Genomic DNA, 22,649 nt, shown 5'->3' with positions numbered 1-22,649 from the left:
GGGTGGCGAAGCGGCCCCCTTTGTCTGCTTGAGAACAGGGGACTGCTGCGCAGTCCAGCGGGAGCAAGCTCCCTCGCCACAGGTTTATTCAACAATGCGCTCTGACAACCGTTGATCAACGACGACCGAGCAGCAAACCCACTACCAGACCGAAACCGGCGGAAATCGCCACGGTCTGCCATGGATGGCCGCCAATGTAGCTCTCGGTGGCCTCGACCGCAGGTTTGGTGCGGTCACGTACGCTGGACACCGAGTCCAGCGCCTGTTGCAGCTTGAGGGCGATTTGCCCGCGCAGGGTTTCTGCTTCTTCGCCAACCAGTGAGGCACTGCTCTTGAGCAGTTTGTCGGACTCTTCGATCAGCGCCTGAAGTTCACTGAAGGCTTGATCCTTGATTTGGTCTTCGACGGCTTGCACGCGGGATTTGCGGGCCATTGGGTGACTCCTTGCAGATGGATGAACAGTGATCAATGGAGTGTGGCGCTGAGCGAAAAGTTGCACTGATTTTAGGTCTGCAAAAAAAACCTGCGCCGGAGATTTCCGTCGAGCGTGTAAGATGTCGCCATTTTACGCAGCAGGTATTTCCCCATGAGTTTCAATCTGGCCGACAAATCCCTCGCCGAGCGCGCCGCGCTGGAAGACGAGAAATCCCGTCTGTTCGAACTCTGGCAGAACAATCTGGGCAAAGCCAAAGGCGAAGCCGCGCGGTTGTTCGGCGAACGCTCCAAGCGCAAGGGCAAATGGGCCGAGTGGGTGCGCGCCGAGCTTGATGGCATGTCCCCGCCGGAATTCGCCAACATGGTGCGCAGTGAAGTCAACCGGCTGATGGCGGCCAACAAGTAAACACGCTTTACAGCGTGTTGAACGCAGCAACAACGGCCTCACGCACCTTGATTACCACCGGATCGATCTGCGTGCTGGTACGCCAGCCCAGTTCGATCGGGTAACGCGGCAGCGCCAGCGGGCAGGGCAGCAGCACCAGCCCGCTGAGATCTGCAATCGCCCGGGCGGCATGGGTCGGGATGGTTGCCACCGCGCCGCTGCCCCTGAGCAAATGCGGCAGCGCCGCAAAGTGCGTTGTGGATGCGCACACCCGCCGACTCAGGCCCAGCCCTGCCAGGCCTTCATCGGTGATGCCGATGAAACCGCCCGAAGACACCAGAATGTGTTCGCGGGCGACAAACTCCTGTAAATCGATGTTCTGTTGACCGGCCGCCAGACTGCCCGGGTCGACCAGACACGCATAATCCCCTTCGCCCAACACTTGTCGGCTGAGCAGGCGCTCGGCAAATCCACCGGCAGTGATCGCCAGGTCGATACTGCGCTCCATCAGGGCACGGGCGACGATCTGGCTGTGTGTCTGGCGGAAGATCAGCCGCAGCTTGGGCGCGCTGCGGGCAATTTCTTCGATCAGGCGCCGGCCATAAGCGATTTCGAAATCATCCGACAGGCCTACGGTCACTGAACGGCCCTCGTAGTGATGGGCCGTCGGGTCGACCATCGCCAGGCTCTGCCGACATTTGTTCAGCGCTTCACTGACCACCGGTTTCAGTTGATTGGCCTTGAGCGTTGGCGCCAGTCCGCGACCGGTGCGTACAAACAGCTGATCGCCATACACCTCGCGCAACCGGCGCAACGCCGCACTGACCGCCGATTGCGTCACGCCCAGACGCAGCGCCGCACGGCTGGCGCTGGATTCTTCATGCAGGGCTTCGAAGACTTTCAGCAGGTTGAGGTCGATGGTTGCGATATTCATATGGTTCATATCATTCAGCAGCGAGTCGGGCTTTATTCATGATCCCGTGCCGCCGCAGAATCGGCAACACTTGAACCTGATGGAGTGAACGCAATGCCCAAATCAATAGTTGCCGCGCTGCAGATCGGTGCCTTGCCCGGTGGCAAGGCTGAAACCCTGGAGCAGATCCTGAGCTGGGAGGGCGCGATCAGCGAGTCCGGCGCGGCGTTGGTGGTCATGCCCGAAGCGCTGCTCGGTGGCTACCCGAAAGGTGAAGGATTTGGCACCCAGCTCGGTTATCGCTTGCCCGAGGGACGTGAGGCCTATGCCCGGTACTTCGCCAACGCCATCGATGTGCCGGGAGCGGAAACCGAAGCATTGGCCGGTTTGTCGGCGCGTACCGGAGCCAATCTGGTGATCGGCGTCATCGAGCGCGCCGGCAGCACGTTGTATTGCACGGCACTGTATTTCGATCCGCAAGCAGGGCTGGTGGCCAAGCATCGCAAACTGATGCCGACCGGCACCGAACGGCTGATCTGGGGCAAGGGCGATGGCTCGACGCTGCCGGTGCTCGACACTCAGGTCGGCAGGCTCGGCGCCGTGGTTTGCTGGGAAAACATGATGCCGCTGCTGCGCACGGCGATGTACGCCAAGGGCATTGAAGTCTGGTGTGCGCCGACCGTGGACGAACGCGAGATGTGGCAGGTCAGCATGCGTCACATCGCCCATGAGGGCCGCTGCTTTGTGGTCAGCGCCTGTCAGGTACAGGCCTCGCCGAACGAGTTGGGCGTGGAGATTGCCAATTGGCCGGCGGACCGTCCGTTGATTGCCGGTGGCAGCGTGATTGTCGGGCCGATGGGCGATGTGCTGGCCGGGCCGTTGCGGGGCGAAGCGGGGTTGCTCACGGCTGAGATCGATACCGATGAACTGGTTCGCGCGCGGTATGACTATGACGTGGTCGGCCACTATGCGCGGCCGGATGTGTTTGAGTTGTCGGTTGATGAACGCGCCAAACCGGGTGTGCGCTTTACCGCATGACTTCGGGCTGATTGAAAAACTGTGGGAGCTGGCTTGCCAGCGATGGCGGACTGTCAGCAACGACGATGCTGGCTGATGCGGCCCTATCGCTGGCAAGCCAGCTCCCACAGGTATTTATGAGCGGTTGCAAAATTGTTTATTTACCACGTCGCAGCAGTAGCCTTTGGCAAGCTCAGCTTGCCACTGTCGACAAACCGCATGGTGCCGAACAATCCGCCCGCCAGTTTGCCGCGCAGCACGTAGGGCAGGTTGTCGAGGGTTTGCGTCTGGCTCAGGCCCAGGGTCTGGCGCAGCACCGAGAACGCAGAAACACTGACCGGTACGCTGACCACGGCTTCCGAGAAGCGCGGGATCGAGCCGACCTGATCGCTCACACCCGACGCCAGAGGGTGACCGTTGACCTCAAGGTCGAGGGCGATGCCGGTGTAATCGATGGCGGTTTCGTTGGGGTTCTGTACCCGCAACTTGAGGGCGAAGCGCACTTCCAGATCCTGGCTCGGCAACGGTTCGAGGCCGACCACGTTGATGTTCACCGGATCCCGGTTGGGAAACAGTGCGCAGGCGCTCAGGGACAACAGCAGCAGGGACAGGATGACGGCGTGGACGCGGCGCATAAACAGTCTCTCAACAAAAAAGGGCTGAACCGTTGCCGGCTCAGCCCTTTTTTAATGGCGTAACGTCAGCGGTTCAACTGTGCGACCGCCGCTGCAGATGCAGGTTCAGCTTTGGCCGGCAGATCGGGGTTTTCCATGACCTGCAGAATCGACGCTTCCGGATCGAAATCGTCTTCTTCCAGCTCAATGAATTCTTCCGGCAGGAAGATGTTCAGCACGATAGCGCACAACGCACCGACGGTGATCGGCGATTCGAAAATGTTGCGTAGCGCTTGTGGCAACTCGCGCAGCACCTCCGGCACGGCAGCAATGCCCAGGCCCATGCCGACGGAAATCGCCACGATCAGCATGTTGCGCCGATGCAGGCCGGCCTCGGCGAGGATCTTGATCCCGGCCACGGCCACGGTGCCGAACATCACCAGTTCGGCACCGCCGAGCACTGGTTTGGGCATCAGTTGCAGCACCGCGCCGATCATCGGGAACAGCCCCAGCAGCACCAGCAGGCCGGCGATGAAGAACGCCACGTAGCGGCTGGCGACGCCGGTCAGCTGGATCACGCCGTTGTTCTGCGCGAACGTGACCATCGGCATGCTGTTGAACACCGCTGCCATGGCCGAGTTGAGGCCATCGGCGAGCAGACCGGATTTGATCCGGCGGATATACAGCGGGCCTTTGACCGGTTGGCGCGAGATCATCGAGTTGGCCGTCAGGTCGCCCGCGGCTTCCAGCGGCGAAACCAGGAAGATCACTGCCACCGGCACGAACGCCACCCAGTCGAAGTTGAAACCGTACTTGAACGGCACTGGCACGCTGACCAGCGGCACTTCGGGCATCGAGGCGAAATCCACCGTGCCCATCAGCCAAGCGACCACATAGCCGAGGGTCAGGCCAATGACGATCGCGCCCAGGCGCAGAAACGGCACGTCGACGCGGTTCAGCACAACGATAGTGCCGATCACCAACGCGGCCAGAAACACATGGCTGGCTGCACCCAGATCGGGCGCGCCGAAGCCACCGGCGATATCGGTCATCGCCACTTTGATCAGCGACAGGCCCATCAGGGTGATGATGGTGCCAGTGACCACCGGCGTGATCAGCATCCGCAGTTTGCCGATGAACTGGCTCAGCACCACTTCGATGAAGGCTGCGAAAAAGCATACGCCGAAAATCGTCGAGAGAATTTCATCGGTGCCGCCACCCCGGGCCTTGACCATGAACCCGGCGCTGAGAATCACGCTGATAAAGGAAAAACTGGTGCCTTGCAGGCACAGCAACCCGGAACCGACCGGGCCGAAACGCCGCGCCTGAACGAAGGTGCCCAGACCGGAGACGAACAGCGCCATGCTGATCAGGTACGGAATTTCACTTTGCAGGCCCAGGGCGCCGCCCATGATCAGGGTCGGGGTGATGATGCCGACGAAGCTCGCCAGCACGTGCTGCAGTGCGGCGAACACCGTGGCGGTCAGGTGCGGACGGTCGTTGAGGCCGTAGATCAGATCGTTGTTGCGCGGGACTTTTTCAGAGGCGGTCATGGTGTTTTGCGCGCCGTAAGGCGGGGCCGGGTCAGAAAATGGAGGCGCAGGATGCCGGAAGAGGACGGCGAGGGCAACGAGCAAAAATTGCCTGAAAGGTCAGGATTTATTGGGCTTGAGGAGGATTTTCCCTTAAATCAAAAGATCGCAGCCTTCGGCAGCTCCTACATTTTGCATTCCTGTAGGAGCTGCCGAAGGCTGCGATCTTTTGATCTTCAAACAAAGGCTGCGAGCAAATCTTCCTCAAACGCCTTCTGCGCATCCCCCGGCACCTGCGCCCGATGTCGGGCCAGATGAAACGCCACCTCGAAACTCAACTCACCGGGTCGCAGCGCCCGCAGCAAGCCTTTGTCCTCCCAGACCCGCGCATAGTGATCAGGCAGATAATCCACGTGTTTGCCGGAAAGTATGAAGGCGAGGGTGCCCTCGACCTGTTCCGAACGCGCGGAAAAGCGCTTGTCCGGGAACGGCTCGCCCGTGCGCAGGAACCGGTACGGATGATCCACCCGGTCGCAGGCCTGCAGCGCGGCATCATCCGGCGTATCGACACTGAATAGCGGATGCCCCTTCGCGCAGTACAGATGCTGGGTTTCCCTGAACAGTTCGTGGTAGTTGAAAGCGCTCTGCACCTGCGAAAAGTAACCGATGGCCAGGTCCAGTCGCTGTTGCAGCAACAGGCGCTCCATCTCCCCGGGCATCGCGCTGATCAACTCGATGCGCACCGACTCATCGCGCTCGCGAAAACGCCGGATCGCATCCGCCACCCGCAGCAACACCGATTGATCAAGCGCTTCGGACAAGCCCAGGCGCACCTCACCGATCAGCCGTCCGGCGACGCCGTTGGATTGGTGGCGAAAGGTTTCAATGGATTCGAACAGCGTACGAATGGCGATCAGCAGTTGCTCACCCTTGGGCGTGACGCTGAAACCGCCCTTGCCACGGCTACACAGGCGATAACCCAGGCGGGTTTCGAGCTTGGCCATCTGCTGGCTGATGCTCGACTGGCTCAGGCCCAGCTCACCTTGCGCCGCACTGAAGCCGCCGCACTCCACCACCCGCACAAACAGGCGCAGCAACTGCAAATCGACGTCGTGAAGCTGACCGAGCATCACATTACTCCCAGATAAAGTCAGGTTAACAAACTTGATATTTCTGCAATGTATCCGACGGCGCATCCTGCAGTCACTTCCTCCGCTCAGGTGTTCGTCATGGCTCCCGTGTTCAAGCTGTGTTTTCCCGCGCTGTTGTTGTCCGTGGCCCTGCAGGCACAGGCCGAGGACAAGACCCTCAATCTCTACAGCTGGGCCGATTACGTGCCGTCGCAGACGCTGCAGCGTTTCGAGCAGGAGACCGGGATTCATGTGCGCTACGACACTTTCGATACCTCCGAGGTGTTGGAGACCAAGTTGCTCACCGGTGGCAGCGGTTATGACGTGGTGGTGCCGTCCTCCAGTGTTCTGGCCCGGGGCTTGGCGGCGGGCGCCTTGAAGGAAATCCCCCACGAAGGTCTCAAGGGTTACGCCAACCTCGATCCTGATCTGTTGGAGAAACTGGCTGCCGTTGATCCCGGCAACCGCTACGCCGTGCCGTACACCTGGGGCACGCTCGGGCTGGGATTGAATGTCGAGGCGGTGAAAAAGCGCCTGCCGGACGTGCCACTCAACAGCCTCGACCTGCTGTTCAAGCCTGAATACGCCAGCAAGCTCAAGGATTGCGGGATTGCCGTGCTCGATTCGCCGCAGGAGGTCATTGGGCTGGCGCTGCACTATCTGGGCAAGGATCCCTACAGCACCGACAAGAATGATCTGGCCGCCGCCGAAGCCTTATTGCAGAAACTTCAGCCTTCGGTGCTGTACGTCGCCACCGGCCGGCAGATCAGCGATCTGGCCAATGGCAGCGTGTGTCTGGCGCTGACCTACAACGGCGACGTGAGCATGGCTGCCGATCAGGCGCACAAGGCCAGCAAACCCTATGAAGTCGCGTACCGGATCCCTCGCGAAGGCACGTTGATCTGGCAGGACAACCTGGCGATTCCCAAGGATGCGCCCAATCCGCAAGCGGCGCGGGCGTTCATCGAATTCATGCTGCGCCCCGAATCGGTCGCCGAGCTGACCAATACGCTGTTTTTCGCCACCGCCAACACGGCCGCGACGCCGCTGGTGGATGAGGCCGTGCGCAATGACCCGGACATTTACCCGCCCGCCGAGATGCGTGAGCGCTTGTACGCCGACCGCAGCATGAGCCTCAAGGACATGCGTCAGCGCACGCGCCTTTGGACCACTTTCCGTAGCCATCAATAACAAAAAGGAGCACACCGATGGACGTGCCGATGCTCAACGACCAAGCCATGACCCGCGACAGCCTGTACGGCACCTCAGCCGAAAGCACCTACGCCGGGATCACCAGTTTCATGCGTCGCCGCTACAGCCGTGATTTGCGCGGCGTCGACGTGGCAGTCAGCGGCGTACCGTTCGACACCGCCACCAGCAACCGCCCGGGCGCGCGTTTCGGGCCTCGGGGGATTCGCGCCGCTTCCACCGGGATCGCCTGGGAACGGCACTGGCCGTGGACGTTCGATCCATTCGATCATCTGGCGGTGATCGATTACGGCGACTGCGATTTCGATTACGGCTCGCCGCACACCATCCCCGAGAGCATCGAGGCTCACGCGCAACGAATTCTCGATGCCGGCAGTGCGATGCTGACGTTTGGCGGCGATCACTTCATCACCTATCCGCTGCTCAAGGCCCATGCCCGCAAACACGGCGCGCTGTCGCTGATTCACTTCGATGCGCACAGCGACACCTGGCCGGACGAGGACGGCAAACGTGTCGATCACGGCACCATGTTCTGGCACGCGGCCAGGGAAGGCCTGGTGGATCCGGCGCGCTCGGTGCAGATCGGTTTGCGCACCACCAATGACGATCATCAGGGTTTTGCCGTACTCGACGCGCGCCAGGTGCATCGGCGTGGCTGCGAGGCGATTGTCGAGGCGATTCGCGCGCGGGTCGGCGACCACCCGGTGTACCTGACCTTTGATATCGATTGCCTCGACCCGGCATTCGCCCCCGGCACCGGCACCCCGGTGTGCGGTGGCCTGAGCACAGTGCAGGCGCTGGAAATCCTCGGCGGCTTGCGCGGAATCAATCTGGTGGGCATGGACGTGGTGGAAGTCGCGCCGGCGTATGACCATGCAGAAGTCACCTCACTGGCGGCGGCAACCCTGGCGATGGAAATGCTCTGCCTTTACGCCGCCCGACACAAAGTCGACCTTTAAAAACACACAATCCCCTGTAGGAGCTGCCGAAGGCTGCGATCTTTTGATCTTTAAAACAAAATCAAAAGATCGCAGCCTCGTTGCACTCGGCAGCTCCTACAGGGATATATACTGCCGCGCATGACTTTCGACTCTCCTTTAAGCGCCTGGCAACACGCGATCGAGCACAAGGGTTTCATCCAGGATGAAGCCCAGGAGCACGCGGTCTGGGCCTTGCAAAAATGCCATGAAGCCTTGCACGCCGGTGCCCGTTCAGTCACCGGTGTTTACTTGTGGGGCCCGGTCGGGCGCGGCAAGACCTGGTTGATGGATCAGTTCTATCAGACTTTGCGGGTGCCGGCCCGACGGCAGCACTTCCATCACTTCATGGGCTGGGTGCACCAGCGCTCGTTCCAGTTGACCGGCATCGCCGACCCGCTGCGGGCGTTGGCCAAGGAGCTGGCGGCGGAAGTGCGGGTGCTGTGCTTCGACGAACTGTTCGTCAATGACATTGGCGATGCAATCATCCTCGGACGCCTGTTTCAGGTGATGTTCGACGAAGGCGTGGTGATCGTCTGCACTTCCAACCTGCCGCCGGATCAGCTGTACGCCGACGGCTTCAACCGTGATCGCTTCGTCCCGGCGATTGCCGCGATCAAGGCACACATGCAGGTTGTGGCGGTGAACGGGGCCGAGGACCATCGCCTGCATCCGGGCGCGGTCGAGCAGCGTTATTTTGTCGCTGCACCAGGGCAGGGCAGTGCGCTGGACAAGGTTTTCCAGGCACTCAATGCCGGGCAACCCGCCAGCGCAGAACCGGTGTCTGTCGGCCATCGCGTATTGAATGTGGTGCAGGCCAGCGCAACGGTTTTATGGTGCCGCTATGCCGATCTCTGCGAGCAACCGTTCGCCGCGATGGACTTCATCGCGTTGTGCGACGGCTATCGGTCTATCCTGTTGAGCGAGGTGCCGAACCTCAGCGCACAAAAACGTGAAGGGCGTATCGCCCGGGGAACGGAAGACGGCTCGGCGCAGGTGGTGGCCGGTGACCGTGAACTGCCGCAGCTGTCGGTACATGACGACGGGGTACGCCGTTTCATAGCGTTGGTGGACGAGTGTTACGACCGTAAAGTCCCGCTGTATATCGAGGCTCAGGTGCCGATGGAGGCGCTGTACACCGAGGGTTATCTGGAATTCCCGTTCCGGCGCACCCTCAGCCGTTTGCAGGAGATGCAGCTGCAGCGTTTTGCCGAATCCTGAGCGAAGAGGGCGCGAGCATGAGTCAATCGCTGTCTCATCATTTACTGACCATGGCCTACCAGAACGCGTGGGCCAATCACCGCCTCGGCAAGGCCTGGCGCCAGCTCGATGCTGACGCGCTGGCAGCGCCGCGAGCGAGCTTCTTTCCGAGCATCCGTCTGACGCTCAATCACATCCTCACCTGCGACTGGTTCTACGTCGATGCACTGGAGCGCGAGTTGCGCGGTGACGAACCGCATCCCGACTGCTACGTGTTTTTCACCCACGACGAGCCGTTTACCGAGGCCGCAGCATTGCGCGAGGAGCAGGCGCACGTGGATCGACGCCTGATCGCCTGTTGCGAGCAATTGCGCGATGCCGATCTGGGGCGGATCGTCACCATCGCCCGTGAAACGCCGCAGCATGACAGTCGTCTGCGTATCCTTTCGCACTTGTTCGAGCACCAGATCCATCATCGTGGGCAGGTGCATGCGATGCTCAGCACGACCTCGGTGAAACCGCCGCAGCTGGATGAGTTTTTCTGCGCCGGCGAGAGCGGGTTGCGGGCTCAGGATTTTGCCGAGTTGGGGTGGACGGAAGAGCTGATTTGGGGGCGTTGATGGTTGAAAAGTCAAAAGATCGCAGCCTGCGGCAGCTCCTACATTGATTTGTTATGGGATCGATATTCGGGTTTCTCGGGTTGTGGCCTGCGACATCCTCGCGTTAAGGTCGATCGGCCTTTCAGGTGCGCACCTTGTGCGCCGGGGCCATGATCGGGGATGGAAATGGATTCCGCAGAAATGCTTGTGCTGCAAGCCAGTTACACCAATCCACTGCACGCCGAAGCCATCGGCATCGTGCTCAATCACTACGCAGAAGATCCCATGGGCGGCGGACATTCGCTTGACCCGGAACTGCTGCGTCGTCTGCCTGAAGAGCTGGCCCGCAGGCCGCACGCGTTCAGTGTGCTGGCATTCGTCGGCGGCGAGCCGGCAGGGCTGGTGAACTGCTTCGAAGGGTTCTCGACGTTTGCCTGCAAACCACTGGTCAATGTTCACGACGTGGCGGTCGTGAGCAAATTTCGCGGCCTCGGCCTGAGCCAGAAAATGCTGCGCAAGGTCGAGGAAATCTGCCGTCAGCGCGGTTGCTGCAAGATCACCCTGGAAGTGCTCGAGGGCAACGAGGTGGCACAGAACTCTTACCGCAAGTTCGGCTTCGCCCCGGGGATGTTCGACCCGGCGCATGGCCGCATGCTGTTCTGGATCAAGGATCTGCAAGCATAAAAAAAGGCGCCCAGGGAGGGCGCCCAACTGTCGTCTCCGAGGCCAGAGCGGAGCCATCGGAGGTCCATCGGTTGCTCGGTGAATCAATTGCGATAAGACTCGGTGACTTGCGCGGTCTGATCGTCTGGAACCTTCAGTTCTGTGGTGCTGGATTCGGTCTGCTGTTCGCTTTGCGCGTGGTGGACCGGGAAGTTGTCGTAATAATGTCGCATGCGTTCGGCGCCGCCCTCGGCAAAGGCGCTGGCGGAACCGAGGGCGAGTAGCCCGGCGAGAATAGCGGTGGTGGTTTTCATGGTGCCTCCTACTGAAAAACGTGGGAGCCGTTCGTCCATGAAGCAGTACTCGGGGCACAGTGTCGCGACGGGGAATTAACTCGGGGTTAACAGGCGAGGTGAGGGCTTGGGTGACCTGTCACCCGGAAGGGCTGGAGAAACGCTTCGCCGGACAGCGGGGCCGGTGGCGCTGGGTTATACCGTTCGGCAATGTTGTCCTGCCTGCTTCAGAACACGGCCTTCGCCGTGTTCAGGCGTTCTTCGAAGAGATTGCCCTGAGTTCCGCTTGCGGTGTCTCTGAGGCATGAAAAAAGGGGCCTTTTCAGGCCCCTTTCGAGTTACTGCTTGGCCACCCCGGCGGGGACTGGCTCGGTCTTTTTCGGCTTCATGAGGCTGAAGTCGATCAAAGCGCGCTGCTCACGCTCATAAGGGTTGCCGATCATCAGCGGACGCGGCTTGAAGCTGTCGCTGACCAGGCTCTTGGTGCGGTCCAGTTCATCGAAACTCAAACCGGCCATGTCCGCCCACGTGTGGATCAAGTGCGAGCTGCTGTAAGGCCGGCCCAGATCTGCGGCGAAGTTCCAGTCATGGTTTTCGCGCCATTTCGGCGAAGCCCAGGCCATGAACGGAATCGTGTACATCGGTGCGGTTGGCTTGTTCTCGTTACGGCCCAGGGTGTTGTGGCCGGCCGAGTCGAACACGTCTTCACCGTGGTCGGAGAGGTACAGCAGGAAGCCGTTCGGATCGGACTTGGCGTAATCCTTGATCAGGCTCGATACCACGAAATCGTTGTACAGCACGGCGTTGTCGTAGCTGTTGTAGGTCGGCACCTGATCGTCACGCACACCGGCCGGCACGCCGGTACGGTCCTGGAACTTGTCGAAGCTCGGCGGATAGCGGTACTGATAGCTCATGTGGGTGCCGAGCAGGTGCACGACGATCAGCTTGCGTTGAGCCGGGTCGGTCAGGGCCTTGTTGAACGGTTCGATCACGTCGCCGTCGTACTGCGCCGCGTTCTGGTTGCGGTTGTTGTTCAGGTACACCTGCTCGTCGGCCTGTTCGGAGAAGGTCGTGAGCATGGTGTTGCGTTTGGTCATGGTCTGCTGGTTGGTGATCCAGAAGGTTTTGTAGCCGGCCTGTTTCATCATGCTGACCAGCGACGGCGTGGACAGGTACAGGTCCGGATTTTCTTCGTCGGCGAAGGTCAGCACCTGTTGCAACGCTTCGATGGTGTAAGGGCGCGGGGTGATGACGTTGTCGAACACCGACAGTTGATCTTTGAGCTTGTCCAGTTCCGGCGTGGTCTTGCGCGGATAGCCGTAAAGGCTCATGCGCTGACGGTTGGTCGACTCGCCGATCACCAGCACCAGCGTCGAGGGCTTGTCGGCGTCTGCAACCTTGAGGTTATGCAGCGGTGGAACCTTGCTCGCACTGTGCAGCATGTCCTGCATGCCGGCCAGGGTGTCGAGGTAACGGTGGTAAGCCACGGCCATCTGCCACGGCACGGCCGGCTCGATGCGGTCTTCGAACTTCTCGAAACCGCCGGCGAAACTGCCGGTGCGCTGGGTCTGCTTGATCAGTGGGTAGCCGACCACGGCGATCAGGATCGCTATCGCTGCGACGAATGCACGGCCACGGGGCATGTACACCGGGCGCAGGCGCGTCCACAGGAAGTAGGCGAAAGCGGTATGGGCGAGGAACGCCGGAACCATCCACCAGGCAAAGTACTGGGTCATGTATTCGCCAGCTTCAGACACGTTCGACTCGAACATGATGAAGATGACGCTTTGCGAGAATTCCTGCTGATAGATGAAGAAGTAACCCAGGCTGGCCATGGAGCAGGCCCACAGCACGATACCGATCAGCGCGGCCAGCAGTTTGGTGCGCTTGGGAAACGCCAGCATCGGCGCGAGCCACAGCGCGCTCATGACAAAAGCCTGACGGAAACCGCTGAAGCCGGAGGTGCCGGTCAGCTGAATCAGCAGTTGGGTGATGCCCGAGAAATACCAGAAGAACGCGAACAGCCAGAGAACCCCGGCCCAGTCGAAACCTGTCGCAGTCGTTTTGCTGCGTTTGAACAATGCCATTCAGCACTCCAGCTCAGTCGTTGACCACCGCCGGAGCTTCCCTGTTAGCCGACGAACGGAGGCCACGCGCGCAGGCGCGGCCAGAATGGGCCGGAGTATCGCCAAGCATGTGTGAAAACTTTGTTAGTTGCGTGTACTGGGGAAGGGTGAATCATGTCGGGAACAGGCGAACTGTTCCCGAAACAGGCGGGGGCGGTCAAGCGTGCTTGCGCTGGATGATCGGTAGCGGCTGTGGCTGCAGGCTCTGGGTCATTTGACGCAGCTGGGCGAGTTCCGCCTTCAACTGGTCGCGTTCGTCTTTCAACTGACGCAATTCGTCGCGACGGATCGTGACGTACAGGGTTTGTGGCGGCATTGCTGTGTGTACTGTGCCCATTGCTCACCTCGCAAATGGCGTGTCTCAACTGCAAATCGTCCCCGCGGCGGGGCTACTGACTTGCTATCGGCGCCAATTTTGATTTCTTTTGTCCATGAATGGAACTTTTTTATTTTTGATGGTCGGTGTGTCTTCGGCATGATTCGGGGCGTTATCAGTCTGGATCGGGCACAATGCCCGGAAACTTCATCGCAACGCTCTGGACTAACCTCCATCAGTCGCGTTGGGCTATAACCAATGACACACATTTATTTGTAGTAAGGAGCATCAGCACATGCAACTCGGGATTATTGGACTGGGCCGCATGGGCGGCAATATTGCGCGACGTCTGATGCTCAACGGTCACACCACCGTTGTTTACGACCGCAATACCGCTTTTGTCGACACCCTGGCCGCCGAGGGCGCCACGGGCGTTGCCGACCTGCCAGCGCTGGTGGCAGGCCTGGCCAAGCCACGTGCCGTTTGGGTCATGCTGCCGGCCGGCGCGCCGACCGAAGACACCATCAACACCCTGAGCGACTTGCTGGAAGCCGGTGACACCATCATCGACGGTGGCAACACCAACTATAAGGATGACATCCGCCGGGCGAAAACCCTGGCCGGGAAGGGCCTGCATTACATCGACGTCGGCACCTCCGGCGGCGTCTGGGGCCTGGAGCGCGGCTATTGCATGATGATCGGCGGCGATGCCGAGACCGTGAACCGTCTGGATCCGCTGTTCGCCGCTCTGGCGCCGGGCATGGGCGAGATCCCGCGCACCAAGGACCGCAAGTCCGATGATCACCGCGCCGAGCACGGCTACATCCACGCCGGTCCCGCCGGTGCCGGGCACTTCGTGAAGATGATTCACAACGGCATCGAGTACGGCATGATGGCCGCGTTCGCCGAAGGCTTCGACATCCTCAAGACCAAGTCCAGCGAGCGTCTGCCGGAAGATCAGCGTTTCGACCTGAACGTTGCCGACATCGCCGAAGTCTGGCGTCGTGGCAGCGTCGTTTCCTCGTGGTTGCTCGATCTGACTGCCGATGCACTGGCCAGCGATCCGAAGCTCGACGGTTTCTCCGGTTCGGTGGCTGACAGCGGTGAAGGTCAATGGACCATCGAAGCGGCGATGGAGCAGGCGGTGCCGGTTCCGGTGCTGTCGAACTCGCTGTTCTCCCGTTACCGCTCCCGCGGTCAGGGCACTTTTGGCGACAAGATTCTTTCGGCCCAGCGCTTCGGCTTTGGCGGCCACGTGGAGACTCCGAAGAAATGACCCATACGATCCGCAGAAAATCCAAGGCAGAACCCGCACCACCGACCACGCTGTTTCTGTTCGGTGCCCACGGCGACCTGGTCAAGCGCTTGCTGATGCCGGCGCTGTACAACCTCAGTCGCGACGGCCTGCTTGACGAGAACCTGCGGATCGTCGGCGTTGACCACAACGCCATTACCGATGAAGCCTTCGCGCAAAAGCTCGAAGACTTCATCCGCACCGAAGTGGCGGCGAAGGTCGGCAAGGGCGATCAGATGCTTGATCCGGCCTTGTGGGCCAAGCTCGCCAAAGGTATCAGCTACGTCCAGGGCGATTTCCTGGATGACAGCACTTATTCTGCGCTGGCGGCAAAAATCGCCGACAGCGGCACCGGCAATGCGGTGTTCTACCTGGCTACCGCGCCGCGTTTCTTCAGTGAAGTGGTACGTCGATTGGGCGCCGCCAAACTGCTGGAGGAAACCCCCGAAGCGTTCAGAAGGGTGGTGATCGAGAAGCCGTTCGGCTCCGATCTGCAGACCGCCGAAGCGTTGAACGCCTGCCTGCTAAAGGTCATGTCCGAGAAGCAGATCTACCGGATCGACCATTACCTGGGCAAGGAAACCGTGCAGAACATTCTGGTCAGCCGGTTCTCCAACAGCCTGTTCGAGGCGTTCTGGAACAATCACTACATCGATCACGTACAGATCACCGCGGCGGAAACCGTCGGCGTCGAAACCCGTGGCAGTTTTTACGAGCACACCGGTGCCCTGCGCGACATGGTGCCCAATCACCTGTTCCAGTTGCTGGCGATGGTGGCCATGGAGCCGCCGGCCGCGTTTGGCGCCGATGCGGTGCGGGGCGAGAAGGCCAAAGTGGTCGGCGCGATCCGCCCATGGACGGTCGAAGAGGCACGGGCCAACTCGGTACGCGGCCAGTACAGCGCCGGCGAAGTCGATGGCAAGGCGTTGGCCGGTTATCGTCAGGAACCGAACGTTTCGTCCGACAGCAGCACCGAAACCTATGTCGCGCTGAAAGTCATGATCGACAACTGGCGCTGGGTCGGCGTGCCGTTCTACCTGCGCACCGGCAAGCGCATGAGCGTGCGCGACACCGAAATCGTCATCTGCTTCAAACCGGCGCCGTACGCGCAGTTCCGCGACACCGAAGTCGATGAACTGCAGCCGACGTATCTGCGCATCCAGATCCAGCCAAACGAAGGCATGTGGTTCGACCTGCTGGCCAAACGGCCGGGGCCGGCATTGAACATGGCCAACATCGAACTGGGTTTTGCCTACAAGGATTTCTTCGAGATGCAGCCGTCGACGGGTTACGAGACGCTGATCTACGACTGCCTGACCGGCGACCAGACACTGTTCCAGCGCGCCGACAACATCGAAAACGGCTGGCGTGCGGTGCAGCCGTTCCTTGACGCCTGGCAGCAGGACGCGAGCGTACAGACTTACGCCGCCGGTGAAGATGGCCCGCAAGCCGCCAATGATCTGCTGACTCGCGATGGCCGCGTCTGGCATGGTCTGGGATGAGTGACTCGATCCGCTTTTTGCTCAGCGACATGGACGGCACTCTGTTGTTGCCCGATCACAGCCTGAGCCAGCGCACCATCGACGCCGTTCGCTCGTTGCGCGAGGCCGGCGTGTTGTTCAGCCTCGCGACCGGGCGTCCGCCCAAAGCCATGTTGCAGCAGATCGAAGCCCTGGGTGTCGATCTGCCAACCGCCGCTTTCAATGGCGGCACCATCGTCAATCCGGACGGTAGTGTGCTGGTGGCGCATTACCTGCCGGCGACCACCGCGTTGATCGCATTGGCAACATTCGCCGATCAGCCGGAGGTGGAAATCTGGGTGTTCAGTGGCGGCGACTGGTTGCTCAAGGATCCGCACGGGCCAATGGTGCCGCGCGAGCAGCACGGCCTCGGTTATCCGCCGGTGGTGGTCGAGAGTTTCGAACCGTATCTGCAGCGCATCGACAAGATCGTCGCCACCAGCAACAACACGGATCTGCTGATCGAGCTTGAGGCGCGTCTGTTGCCCAAGGTCAACGGCATGGCCCAGGTTTCGCGCTCGCAACCGGTGTATCTGGACGTCACAGCGCTGGAAGCCAACAAGGGCACCGCACTGACGACGATTGCCGCACATCTCGGCATCCCGCTTGAACAGACGGCAGCCATTGGCGACGGCGGCAATGACCCGGCGATGTTCCATTGCGCGGGATTGTCGATTGCCATGGGGCAGGCAGACGAGGCGGTCAAGCGCCAGGCCGATGTCGTCACAGCCCCCAACACCGAGGACGGCGTGGCCCAGGCGATCGAAAAATACATCCTCCAGTAACACCTGTAGGAGCTGCCGCAGGCTGCGATCTTTTGACTTTGATTTTTATGCAGCAAGATCAACAGATCGCAGCCTTCGGCAGCTCCTGCATGAGGTTGTTGTCAGAGCCAGTAGCTGACGGCATACCAGCCCAGCAACCCCATTACCACGGTGTACGGCAACGCCATCCACACCATCCGCCCGTACGACAGGCGCACCAGCGGCGCAATCGAGGACGTCAGCAGAAACAGGAAAGCCGCCTGACCATTTGGGGTCGCCACGCTCGGCAGGTTGGTGCCGGTGTTGATCGCGATCGCCAGTGTCTCGAAATGTTCGCGGCTCATGTGCCCGGACAGGAAGGCCTGTTTCACTTCGGTAATGTAAATCGTGGCGACGAACACATTGTCACTGATCGCCGAGAGCAGGCCGTTGGCGATGAACAGCATGCCTGGCTGTTGCTCCGCCGGCAGCGCCAGCACCCACTGGATCAGCGGGGCGAACAGTTGCTGATCATGAATCACCGCCACCACCGCAAAGAACACCACCAGCAATGCGGTGAACGGCATGGCGTCCTTGAACGCGCTGCCCAGACGATGCTCGTCGGTAATGCCAGTGAACGCAGTGATCAACACGATCACCATCAGACCGATCAGCCCGACCTCCGCGACGTGAAACGCCAGGCAACCAATCAGGATCAATGCCGCAGCGCCTTGCACCAGCAGGGCGGCACGCTGGCGCGGGGTGCGCCCCGCGTTGTCTTCAGCGGCGAAATTGGCCAGCACCGCGCGCACGTTGTCCGGCAACAAGGTGCCGTATCCGAACCAGCGCAGCTTCTCCAGCAAAACGCAAGTCACCAGGCCCGCCACCAACACCGGCAGTGACACCGGCGCGACTTTCTGGAAGAACTCGGCGAAATGCCAGCCCAGTTCGTGGCCGATCAACAGATTCTGTGGCTCACCGACCAGCGTGCAAACGCCACCCAGCGCCGTGCCGACCGCGCCGTGCATCAGCAGGCTGCGCAAAAAAGCGCGGAACTGTTCCAGGTCTTCGTGGTGCAATTCGGGCAGATGCTGATCGTCGCTGTACTCGGTGTCCTGGCGCGGATCATTGCCCGAAGCGACGCGGTGATACACCGAGTAAAAACCCACCGCTGCACTGATGATCACGGCAGTCACCGTCAATGCATCGAGGAACGCCGACAGAAACGCCGAGAGAAAGCAGAACATCAATGCCAGCGCAGCTTTTGAACGCACACCCAACAGCAGGCGTGAAAAGAGAAACAGCAGCAGGTCCTTCATGAAGTAGATGCCGGCCACCATGAACATCAGCAGCAGGATCACCGGAAAGTTGTGCACCAGCTCATCGTAGAGCGCTTGCGGGGTGGTCATCTTCAGCAGCAGGGCTTCGATCAGCAACAGACCGCCGGGCATCAACGGATAGCATTTGAGCGCCATGGCGAGGGTGAAGATGAATTCAATCACCAGCAGCCAGCCGGCAGCGACAGGCCCCACCGTCCACAGCACCAGTGCATTGAGAATCAGGAAACCGACGATGCTCGCCTTGTACCAACGGGGGGATTGCCCGAGAAAATTGTGCGCGAACGCCTGGGCGATTGAGCCGGACATCGGCTGCTCCTTGTCTTTAAAGAAGCGCGCAAGTTGCCGTAACAGTCGAACAAGTTCAAGTAATCGGGAAATTATTGATTCAGATAACGCGCGACCATTGCCCGGTAGTTGCCGTCCAGTGAAAAGCCGCCGACAAGAATCTCGCCGTCGGGCTGTAATGTGAGTGAGTTCGCGGTATCGAGGCTGCGGCCCAACCGCGTGCGCAACCAGCCATGACCGTTGCCGAAATGTGGGTCGAGGCGGCCGTCGGCAAGGTATCGAGCAACGATGAAATCAGCCTCGACCCCGCCGATTGTCGCCCCCACCGCCAGGATCCGGCCGTCGTCCATCCGTTGTGCAGCGCTCCACTGGCAGCCGCTGGGGCCGATCTCCAGCAGTTGCGGGTGACCGGCGTTGCAGTGCAGATCGGGGCGCCCGTTCAGGTGCAGGCTCAGCGCCATGCAGCGGATCGGGTCACGGCTGCTGCCAAAACAGTGCAAATGTTCTCCTGACTGAATGACCTGGCTGACCTGCGCGCTTTGCCCGCGCGCCTTGAACGCCAGAAAGCCGTCCACGGCGAAACGGTCGTCGAGGCGGCCATCCGGCAGATAGCGGGCCAGCAGGCCTTCCTGGGGGAAGTCGATCGAGCCGCCGACGATCACGCGCCCGTCTGCTTGTAACAGCAGGCAGCTGAGCCAGGTATTGAGCAGCAGGTGCCGGATCATGACGAAGCCGCGACCATTGAAGGTTTTATCCAGATCGCCTTCAGGGGTGAGGCGGATCAGCATGCCAGCATGGTCGGCGAGTTCGAAATGATGATTGGCGATCAGCAGGATGTGCCCATCGTCCTGTACAGCAACGTCGCAGGCTTCGGCGCCGGCCACACCCGGGGGCAGCCAGGCATCACGCGAGCCAATGGACAGGTCGCCGGGCAGGCGTACCACTTTGCGGCCATTTTCGCCAAAGCTCGGGTCGGGCAGCCCTTGAGCGCTGAACAGGGCGAGAGCGGGCAAGGTGCGATGGGCGTTAGCATAATGCAGGCCGGCGAGCAGGATCCTGCCATCAGGTAAAACCATGACCTTGCCGCCGGAGGCCTCGAAACCCTGCTCGAAGATGCCGATCACGCTGCCTTGCTGGCCGAAAGCAAGATCGGCCGAACCATCAGCGTGCATGCGCGCAAGGCCGAAACAACTGCCGTTGGCGGTGCTGACCTTGGCGGCGACCAGCACCCGACCCTGATGGTCCAGGGCCACGCCTTGGGTGATGCTGGAAATACTGTCGGCGAAATACACCTGCGCAATGCCGGCCTTGCCGAAAAGCGGGTCGAGTTGTCCGGTGTTATTCAGTAATGCCGGGGGTGCAAAGGCGTTCTCGGTGGACATGCATGCTTCTCCTTGCAAGTTGACCTGGCCCGAATCGGGCGGGTAACTGCATGAGCGGAACATTCAATCCCTGAAGACGCGCAAGTTCAACTGACAGAACTAACAGGTGGACGGTCGCACTGTGCCAGAACAGTGTCTTTTTGAACCAATTGCAAGCGTGCCAAGTAATTACGCTGGGCAAACTAATGAGAAGTTATACAGACGTTCTGCAGATGAGTAACAAAAGAGAACTAACGGGGAGAGGGCGGATGACCCGGAAAGTCATCCGCAATGCCCGCTGATCAGTGTGGCATCGACCACGATTGCAGGATGTGACCTTCTTCGCTCAATTCAGCGCGAGCCTGTTGCAACAGTTGTTCGAGTTGCGCCGGATCGGAATAGGCGCTGCTCGGGATCTGCTTGCGGCCGATATGCGAGTTGGTACGGTCAATGACGGTCAGGTTCAGTTCACCGTTGCCGTCTTGTGGAGCCCAGGCCACGCACTGGAAGGGTTTAAAGGCGTGGTTGGCAATCAAAAGAGCTTCGTTGATACGGAGCGGGGCGGTCATGGGGTCTTCTCTCTGTCGTGCCCAATCAAGTGATGTGCCGTCGGTTGGGCTTACCGTTCGGCTGGTTACTTGTACTGATGCACGCAACCGGCTGGCAGGTCACACTCGTCACAAAGAAATTTCAACTTTCTCTCATGACTCTGGTTTTTTTGAGCGTTTTGAAAGCTCCATGAAAGATTGGAATCGATAGCTAACTAACCACGTTCAGTCTTATAACTCGTTGCGTTGTACGTTTATAAGCAATTGATACAAGGCCCCGTCAAATTCTTGCTAATGTTACAGTCGGGTCTGCCAAATGACTGTTTTTACAATAATTTCCTTAAATTTGGCGCCAAGGAACAGTCATGAGCGAAGCGCCTGCGTTACGACGTTTATTGGTGGTCGACCCGTGCGACGACTGTCACCGACTGCTACCCGGTTTGCGCGCCGTTGGCTGGGATGTCGATAGTTGTACCCTGGATAACGCCGGTGATCGCTCTTGCGATGTCGGCCTGCTGCGTTTGCAACCCTTTCACCTGGAACGCCCCGAAGCAGTCAAGGAACTGATCAGCCGCAGCGGCACCGAGTGGATTGCCGTGCTCAATCAGGAGGTCCTGCGTTTACAGAATGTCGGGGACTTCGTTTGCGAATGGTTTTTCGACTTCCATACCTTGCCGTTCGATGTCTCGCGCGTGCAGGTGACGCTCGGGCGCGCGTTCGGCATGGCGCGCCTGCGCGGGCAAGGCACAATTCACGTCGATCAGCCCGAGCATGAGCTGCTCGGCGACAGCAAACCGATCCGCGAGCTGCGCAAACTGCTGAGCAAACTGGCGCCGACCGAATCACCGGTGCTGATTCGCGGCGAGAGTGGCACCGGCAAAGAACTGGTCGCCCGTACCCTGCATCGCCAGTCGCAGCGTCACAGCAAGCCGTTCGTGGCGATCAATTGCGGGGCGATTCCCGAACACCTGATTCAGTCCGAACTGTTCGGGCATGAGAAAGGCGCGTTCACCGGCGCGCATCAGCGCAAGGTAGGACGCATCGAGGCGGCCAACGGCGGCACGCTGTTTCTGGATGAAATCGGCGATCTGCCACTGGAATTGCAAGCCAATCTGCTGCGCTTTCTGCAGGAAAAACACATTGAGCGGGTCGGGGGCAGTCAGCCGATTCCGGTTGACGTGCGGGTGCTGGCGGCGACTCACGTGGATCTGGAAGCAGCCATCGAGAAAAAACGTTTTCGTGAGGATCTGTATTACCGGCTCAATGTGCTGCAAGTGGTGACCGCGCCGCTGCGTGAGCGCCATGGCGACTTGTCGATGCTGGCCAACCATTTTTCGCATTTCTACAGCCATGAAACCGGACGCCGGCCGCGCAGCTTCAGTGAGGATGCGTTGATCGCGATGGGCAAACACGACTGGCCGGGCAACGTTCGCGAACTGGCCAACCGTGTGCGACGGGGTCTGGTTCTGGCGGAGGGGCGGCAGATTGAGGCCCGGGATCTGGGATTGATCAGCCAGCACTCGATTTCCACGCCGATGGGGACGCTGGAAGACTACAAGACCCGCGCCGAGCGCCAGGCCCTGTGCGACGTATTGAACCGGCACAGCGATAATCTCAGTGTCGCGGCGAAAGTGCTGGGGGTGTCGCGGCCGACGTTTTATCGCCTGCTGCATAAACATCAGATTCGCTAGGTACACAAGATCAAAAGATCGCAGCCTGCGGCAGCTCCTACATTTGTAACCCTGTAGGAGCTGCCGCAGGCTGCGATCTTTTGCTGTGCTCTAGAAGTAGTACGGGAATTTCAGGCTGAAGGAAAAGTCCGGGGCATCGTCGGTCATGCCGATGGACAGGTTGGGTACGATGGTCAGGTTATCCGTGGCCGCAATGGTCATGCCGACGTTGAAATAACCCGCGTTGGCGTCACTGGAAACCACCGACTCCCAATCACCGCCATCCTGTTTCAGCTTGCTCTTGCGTTGCACCAGGTCAGACACCGAGAACGACATACTCATCTTCTCGTTCAGCGCAAACGCGATACCGGCGCCGATCTGGAAGCTGTCGCCAATGCGCACCTTGCCCGGGGTTTTCTGGTTGACGGTCGAACTGATGTCGTCGAACGACTCTTCCAGGTTGTGGGTGTAGGACAGGC

At 60.2% G+C, this 22,649-nt stretch carries 22 protein-coding genes and 1 pseudogene; 11 read left to right on the top strand and 12 right to left on the bottom strand.

What is annotated here, in order from left to right:
• Positions 1 to 115: 115 nt before the first annotated feature.
• Positions 116 to 433, bottom strand: coding sequence for a YqjD family protein (locus DBR18_RS05325; protein WP_047602264.1), 318 nt, complete (start codon positions 431 to 433; stop codon positions 116 to 118).
• Positions 434 to 586: 153 nt separating this feature from the next.
• Here DBR18_RS05325 and DBR18_RS05320 point away from each other — a divergent pair, with 153 nt between their 5' ends.
• Positions 587 to 841 carry a hypothetical protein gene (locus tag DBR18_RS05320; protein ID WP_003224595.1) on the top strand — a complete coding sequence of 85 codons (255 nt, stop codon included), beginning with the start codon at positions 587 to 589 and terminating at the stop codon, positions 839 to 841.
• 7 nt (positions 842 to 848) lie between these two features.
• Here DBR18_RS05320 and DBR18_RS05315 read toward each other — a convergent pair whose 3' ends face one another.
• The gene (locus tag DBR18_RS05315; protein ID WP_108589530.1) at positions 849 to 1,763 is read right to left on the bottom strand and encodes a LysR family transcriptional regulator; all 915 of its coding nucleotides are present in this window, start codon (positions 1,761 to 1,763) and stop codon (positions 849 to 851) included.
• 84 nt (positions 1,764 to 1,847) lie between these two features.
• Between DBR18_RS05315 and DBR18_RS05310 the strand changes: the two genes are divergently transcribed.
• Positions 1,848 to 2,771 (top strand): carbon-nitrogen hydrolase family protein, encoded by a 924-nt coding sequence (locus DBR18_RS05310; protein WP_108589529.1) that lies wholly within the window; start codon positions 1,848 to 1,850, stop codon positions 2,769 to 2,771.
• A 140-nt stretch (positions 2,772 to 2,911) separates the two neighbouring features.
• Here DBR18_RS05310 and DBR18_RS05305 read toward each other — a convergent pair whose 3' ends face one another.
• The 3 genes from DBR18_RS05305 to DBR18_RS05295 all read right to left on the bottom strand — a co-directional run bounded on the left by DBR18_RS05305 (position 2,912) and on the right by DBR18_RS05295 (position 6,026).
• On the bottom strand, positions 2,912 to 3,385 hold the full coding sequence (locus DBR18_RS05305) for an LEA type 2 family protein (RefSeq protein ID WP_108589528.1): 474 nt from the start codon (positions 3,383 to 3,385) through the stop codon (positions 2,912 to 2,914).
• Between the two features lie 65 nt (positions 3,386 to 3,450).
• A complete protein-coding gene (locus tag DBR18_RS05300; RefSeq protein WP_108589527.1) occupies positions 3,451 to 4,917 on the bottom strand; it encodes a nucleobase:cation symporter-2 family protein in 1,467 nt (488 codons plus the stop codon).
• 215 nt (positions 4,918 to 5,132) lie between these two features.
• Positions 5,133 to 6,026, bottom strand: a complete 894-nt coding sequence (locus DBR18_RS05295) for a LysR family transcriptional regulator (protein WP_108589526.1) — start codon at positions 6,024 to 6,026, stop codon at positions 5,133 to 5,135.
• 99 nt (positions 6,027 to 6,125) lie between these two features.
• On the opposite strand from DBR18_RS05295, the gene DBR18_RS05290 reads away from it, so the two are divergent.
• From DBR18_RS05290 to DBR18_RS05270, 5 genes are all read left to right on the top strand, one after another.
• Positions 6,126 to 7,217, top strand: coding sequence for a polyamine ABC transporter substrate-binding protein (locus DBR18_RS05290; protein ID WP_108589525.1), 1,092 nt, complete (start codon positions 6,126 to 6,128; stop codon positions 7,215 to 7,217).
• Between the two features lie 17 nt (positions 7,218 to 7,234).
• Positions 7,235 to 8,194 carry an agmatinase gene (speB, locus tag DBR18_RS05285; RefSeq protein ID WP_108589524.1) on the top strand — a complete coding sequence of 320 codons (960 nt, stop codon included), beginning with the start codon at positions 7,235 to 7,237 and terminating at the stop codon, positions 8,192 to 8,194.
• 120 nt (positions 8,195 to 8,314) lie between these two features.
• On the top strand, positions 8,315 to 9,433 hold the full coding sequence (gene zapE, locus DBR18_RS05280; protein WP_108589523.1) for a cell division protein ZapE: 1,119 nt from the start codon (positions 8,315 to 8,317) through the stop codon (positions 9,431 to 9,433).
• Positions 9,434 to 9,450: 17 nt separating this feature from the next.
• Positions 9,451 to 10,032 carry a DinB family protein gene (locus DBR18_RS05275; protein ID WP_108589522.1) on the top strand — a complete coding sequence of 194 codons (582 nt, stop codon included), beginning with the start codon at positions 9,451 to 9,453 and terminating at the stop codon, positions 10,030 to 10,032.
• A 165-nt stretch (positions 10,033 to 10,197) separates the two neighbouring features.
• Positions 10,198 to 10,695 (top strand): GNAT family N-acetyltransferase, encoded by a 498-nt coding sequence (locus DBR18_RS05270; protein ID WP_108589563.1) that lies wholly within the window; start codon positions 10,198 to 10,200, stop codon positions 10,693 to 10,695.
• A gap of 83 nt (positions 10,696 to 10,778) precedes the next feature.
• On the opposite strand, the gene DBR18_RS05265 is transcribed toward DBR18_RS05270, so the two are convergent.
• The 3 genes from DBR18_RS05265 to DBR18_RS05255 all read right to left on the bottom strand — a co-directional run bounded on the left by DBR18_RS05265 (position 10,779) and on the right by DBR18_RS05255 (position 13,430).
• A complete protein-coding gene (locus DBR18_RS05265; RefSeq protein ID WP_108589521.1) occupies positions 10,779 to 10,988 on the bottom strand; it encodes a hypothetical protein in 210 nt (69 codons plus the stop codon).
• A 317-nt stretch (positions 10,989 to 11,305) separates the two neighbouring features.
• Positions 11,306 to 13,054: a phosphoethanolamine transferase CptA gene (locus DBR18_RS05260; RefSeq protein WP_108589520.1), complete on the bottom strand. Its 1,749-nt coding sequence runs from the start codon at positions 13,052 to 13,054 to the stop codon at positions 11,306 to 11,308.
• 196 nt (positions 13,055 to 13,250) lie between these two features.
• Positions 13,251 to 13,430, bottom strand: a complete 180-nt coding sequence (locus DBR18_RS05255) for a DUF6026 family protein (protein WP_108589519.1) — start codon at positions 13,428 to 13,430, stop codon at positions 13,251 to 13,253.
• A gap of 250 nt (positions 13,431 to 13,680) precedes the next feature.
• Between DBR18_RS05255 and gnd the strand changes: the two genes are divergently transcribed.
• The 3 genes from gnd to DBR18_RS05240 are packed head-to-tail and all read left to right on the top strand — an operon-like array spanning position 13,681 to position 17,008.
• Positions 13,681 to 14,685: a phosphogluconate dehydrogenase (NAD(+)-dependent, decarboxylating) gene (gene gnd, locus DBR18_RS05250; protein ID WP_305891527.1), complete on the top strand. Its 1,005-nt coding sequence runs from the start codon at positions 13,681 to 13,683 to the stop codon at positions 14,683 to 14,685.
• Positions 14,682 to 16,205, top strand: coding sequence for a glucose-6-phosphate dehydrogenase (gene zwf / locus DBR18_RS05245; RefSeq protein ID WP_108589517.1), 1,524 nt, complete (start codon positions 14,682 to 14,684; stop codon positions 16,203 to 16,205). The genes gnd and zwf overlap by 4 nt, the downstream gene beginning before the upstream one ends.
• Entirely contained in the window at positions 16,202 to 17,008 is an 807-nt protein-coding gene (locus DBR18_RS05240; RefSeq protein WP_108589516.1) for an HAD family hydrolase, read from the top strand. Before zwf ends, DBR18_RS05240 begins: the two co-directional genes overlap by 4 nt.
• Positions 17,009 to 17,109: 101 nt before the next feature.
• Here the strand turns inward: DBR18_RS05240 and nhaB are convergent, their stop codons facing one another.
• The 3 genes from nhaB to DBR18_RS05225 form a co-directional block, all read right to left on the bottom strand.
• Positions 17,110 to 18,612: a sodium/proton antiporter NhaB gene (nhaB, locus tag DBR18_RS05235; RefSeq protein WP_108589515.1), complete on the bottom strand. Its 1,503-nt coding sequence runs from the start codon at positions 18,610 to 18,612 to the stop codon at positions 17,110 to 17,112.
• A gap of 71 nt (positions 18,613 to 18,683) precedes the next feature.
• Positions 18,684 to 19,973, bottom strand: a complete 1,290-nt coding sequence (locus DBR18_RS05230) for a hypothetical protein (RefSeq protein WP_108589514.1) — start codon at positions 19,971 to 19,973, stop codon at positions 18,684 to 18,686.
• Positions 19,974 to 20,254: 281 nt separating this feature from the next.
• On the bottom strand, positions 20,255 to 20,521 hold the full coding sequence (locus tag DBR18_RS05225; RefSeq protein WP_108589513.1) for a hypothetical protein: 267 nt from the start codon (positions 20,519 to 20,521) through the stop codon (positions 20,255 to 20,257).
• A gap of 344 nt (positions 20,522 to 20,865) precedes the next feature.
• Here DBR18_RS05225 and DBR18_RS05220 point away from each other — a divergent pair, with 344 nt between their 5' ends.
• Positions 20,866 to 22,191, top strand: coding sequence for a sigma-54 dependent transcriptional regulator (locus DBR18_RS05220; RefSeq protein WP_108589512.1), 1,326 nt, complete (start codon positions 20,866 to 20,868; stop codon positions 22,189 to 22,191).
• Positions 22,192 to 22,281: 90 nt separating this feature from the next.
• On the opposite strand, the pseudogene DBR18_RS28760 reads toward DBR18_RS05220, so the two are convergent.
• Positions 22,282 to 22,649 (bottom strand): annotated as a pseudogene (locus tag DBR18_RS28760) (hypothetical protein); the annotation flags it as partial.

Origin of the sequence: Pseudomonas sp. HMWF021 (assembly GCF_003061005.1) — a bacterium.
Classification (GTDB): Bacteria; Pseudomonadota; Gammaproteobacteria; order Pseudomonadales; family Pseudomonadaceae; genus Aquipseudomonas.
Note: the sequence above shows the minus strand (reverse complement) of the source record. Positions and strands in the feature narration are given on the sequence as shown.

Bases quoted from the DNA above. Each gene is read 5' to 3' on its own strand.
- DBR18_RS05320 (WP_003224595.1), top strand. From the start codon at position 587: ATGAGTTTCAATCTGGCCGACAAATCCCTCGCCGAGCGCGCCGCGCTG.
- DBR18_RS05325 (WP_047602264.1), bottom strand. From the start codon at position 433: ATGGCCCGCAAATCCCGCGTGCAAGCCGTCGAAGACCAAATCAAGGAT.
- DBR18_RS05310 (WP_108589529.1), top strand. From the start codon at position 1,848: ATGCCCAAATCAATAGTTGCCGCGCTGCAGATCGGTGCCTTGCCCGGT.
- DBR18_RS05275 (WP_108589522.1), top strand. From the start codon at position 9,451: ATGAGTCAATCGCTGTCTCATCATTTACTGACCATGGCCTACCAGAAC.
- DBR18_RS05260 (WP_108589520.1), bottom strand. From the start codon at position 13,054: ATGGCATTGTTCAAACGCAGCAAAACGACTGCGACAGGTTTCGACTGG.
- DBR18_RS05230 (WP_108589514.1), bottom strand. From the start codon at position 19,973: ATGTCCACCGAGAACGCCTTTGCACCCCCGGCATTACTGAATAACACC.
- DBR18_RS05315 (WP_108589530.1), bottom strand. From the start codon at position 1,763: ATGAACCATATGAATATCGCAACCATCGACCTCAACCTGCTGAAAGTC.
- zapE (WP_108589523.1), top strand. From the start codon at position 8,315: ATGACTTTCGACTCTCCTTTAAGCGCCTGGCAACACGCGATCGAGCAC.
- DBR18_RS05295 (WP_108589526.1), bottom strand. From the start codon at position 6,026: ATGCTCGGTCAGCTTCACGACGTCGATTTGCAGTTGCTGCGCCTGTTT.
- DBR18_RS05225 (WP_108589513.1), bottom strand. From the start codon at position 20,521: ATGACCGCCCCGCTCCGTATCAACGAAGCTCTTTTGATTGCCAACCAC.
- nhaB (WP_108589515.1), bottom strand. From the start codon at position 18,612: ATGTCCGGCTCAATCGCCCAGGCGTTCGCGCACAATTTTCTCGGGCAA.
- DBR18_RS05255 (WP_108589519.1), bottom strand. From the start codon at position 13,430: ATGGGCACAGTACACACAGCAATGCCGCCACAAACCCTGTACGTCACG.
- zwf (WP_108589517.1), top strand. From the start codon at position 14,682: ATGACCCATACGATCCGCAGAAAATCCAAGGCAGAACCCGCACCACCG.
- speB (WP_108589524.1), top strand. From the start codon at position 7,235: ATGGACGTGCCGATGCTCAACGACCAAGCCATGACCCGCGACAGCCTG.
- DBR18_RS05290 (WP_108589525.1), top strand. From the start codon at position 6,126: ATGGCTCCCGTGTTCAAGCTGTGTTTTCCCGCGCTGTTGTTGTCCGTG.
- DBR18_RS05300 (WP_108589527.1), bottom strand. From the start codon at position 4,917: ATGACCGCCTCTGAAAAAGTCCCGCGCAACAACGATCTGATCTACGGC.
- DBR18_RS05240 (WP_108589516.1), top strand. From the start codon at position 16,202: ATGAGTGACTCGATCCGCTTTTTGCTCAGCGACATGGACGGCACTCTG.
- DBR18_RS05305 (WP_108589528.1), bottom strand. From the start codon at position 3,385: ATGCGCCGCGTCCACGCCGTCATCCTGTCCCTGCTGCTGTTGTCCCTG.
- DBR18_RS05220 (WP_108589512.1), top strand. From the start codon at position 20,866: ATGAGCGAAGCGCCTGCGTTACGACGTTTATTGGTGGTCGACCCGTGC.
- DBR18_RS05265 (WP_108589521.1), bottom strand. From the start codon at position 10,988: ATGAAAACCACCACCGCTATTCTCGCCGGGCTACTCGCCCTCGGTTCC.
- DBR18_RS05270 (WP_108589563.1), top strand. From the start codon at position 10,198: ATGGATTCCGCAGAAATGCTTGTGCTGCAAGCCAGTTACACCAATCCA.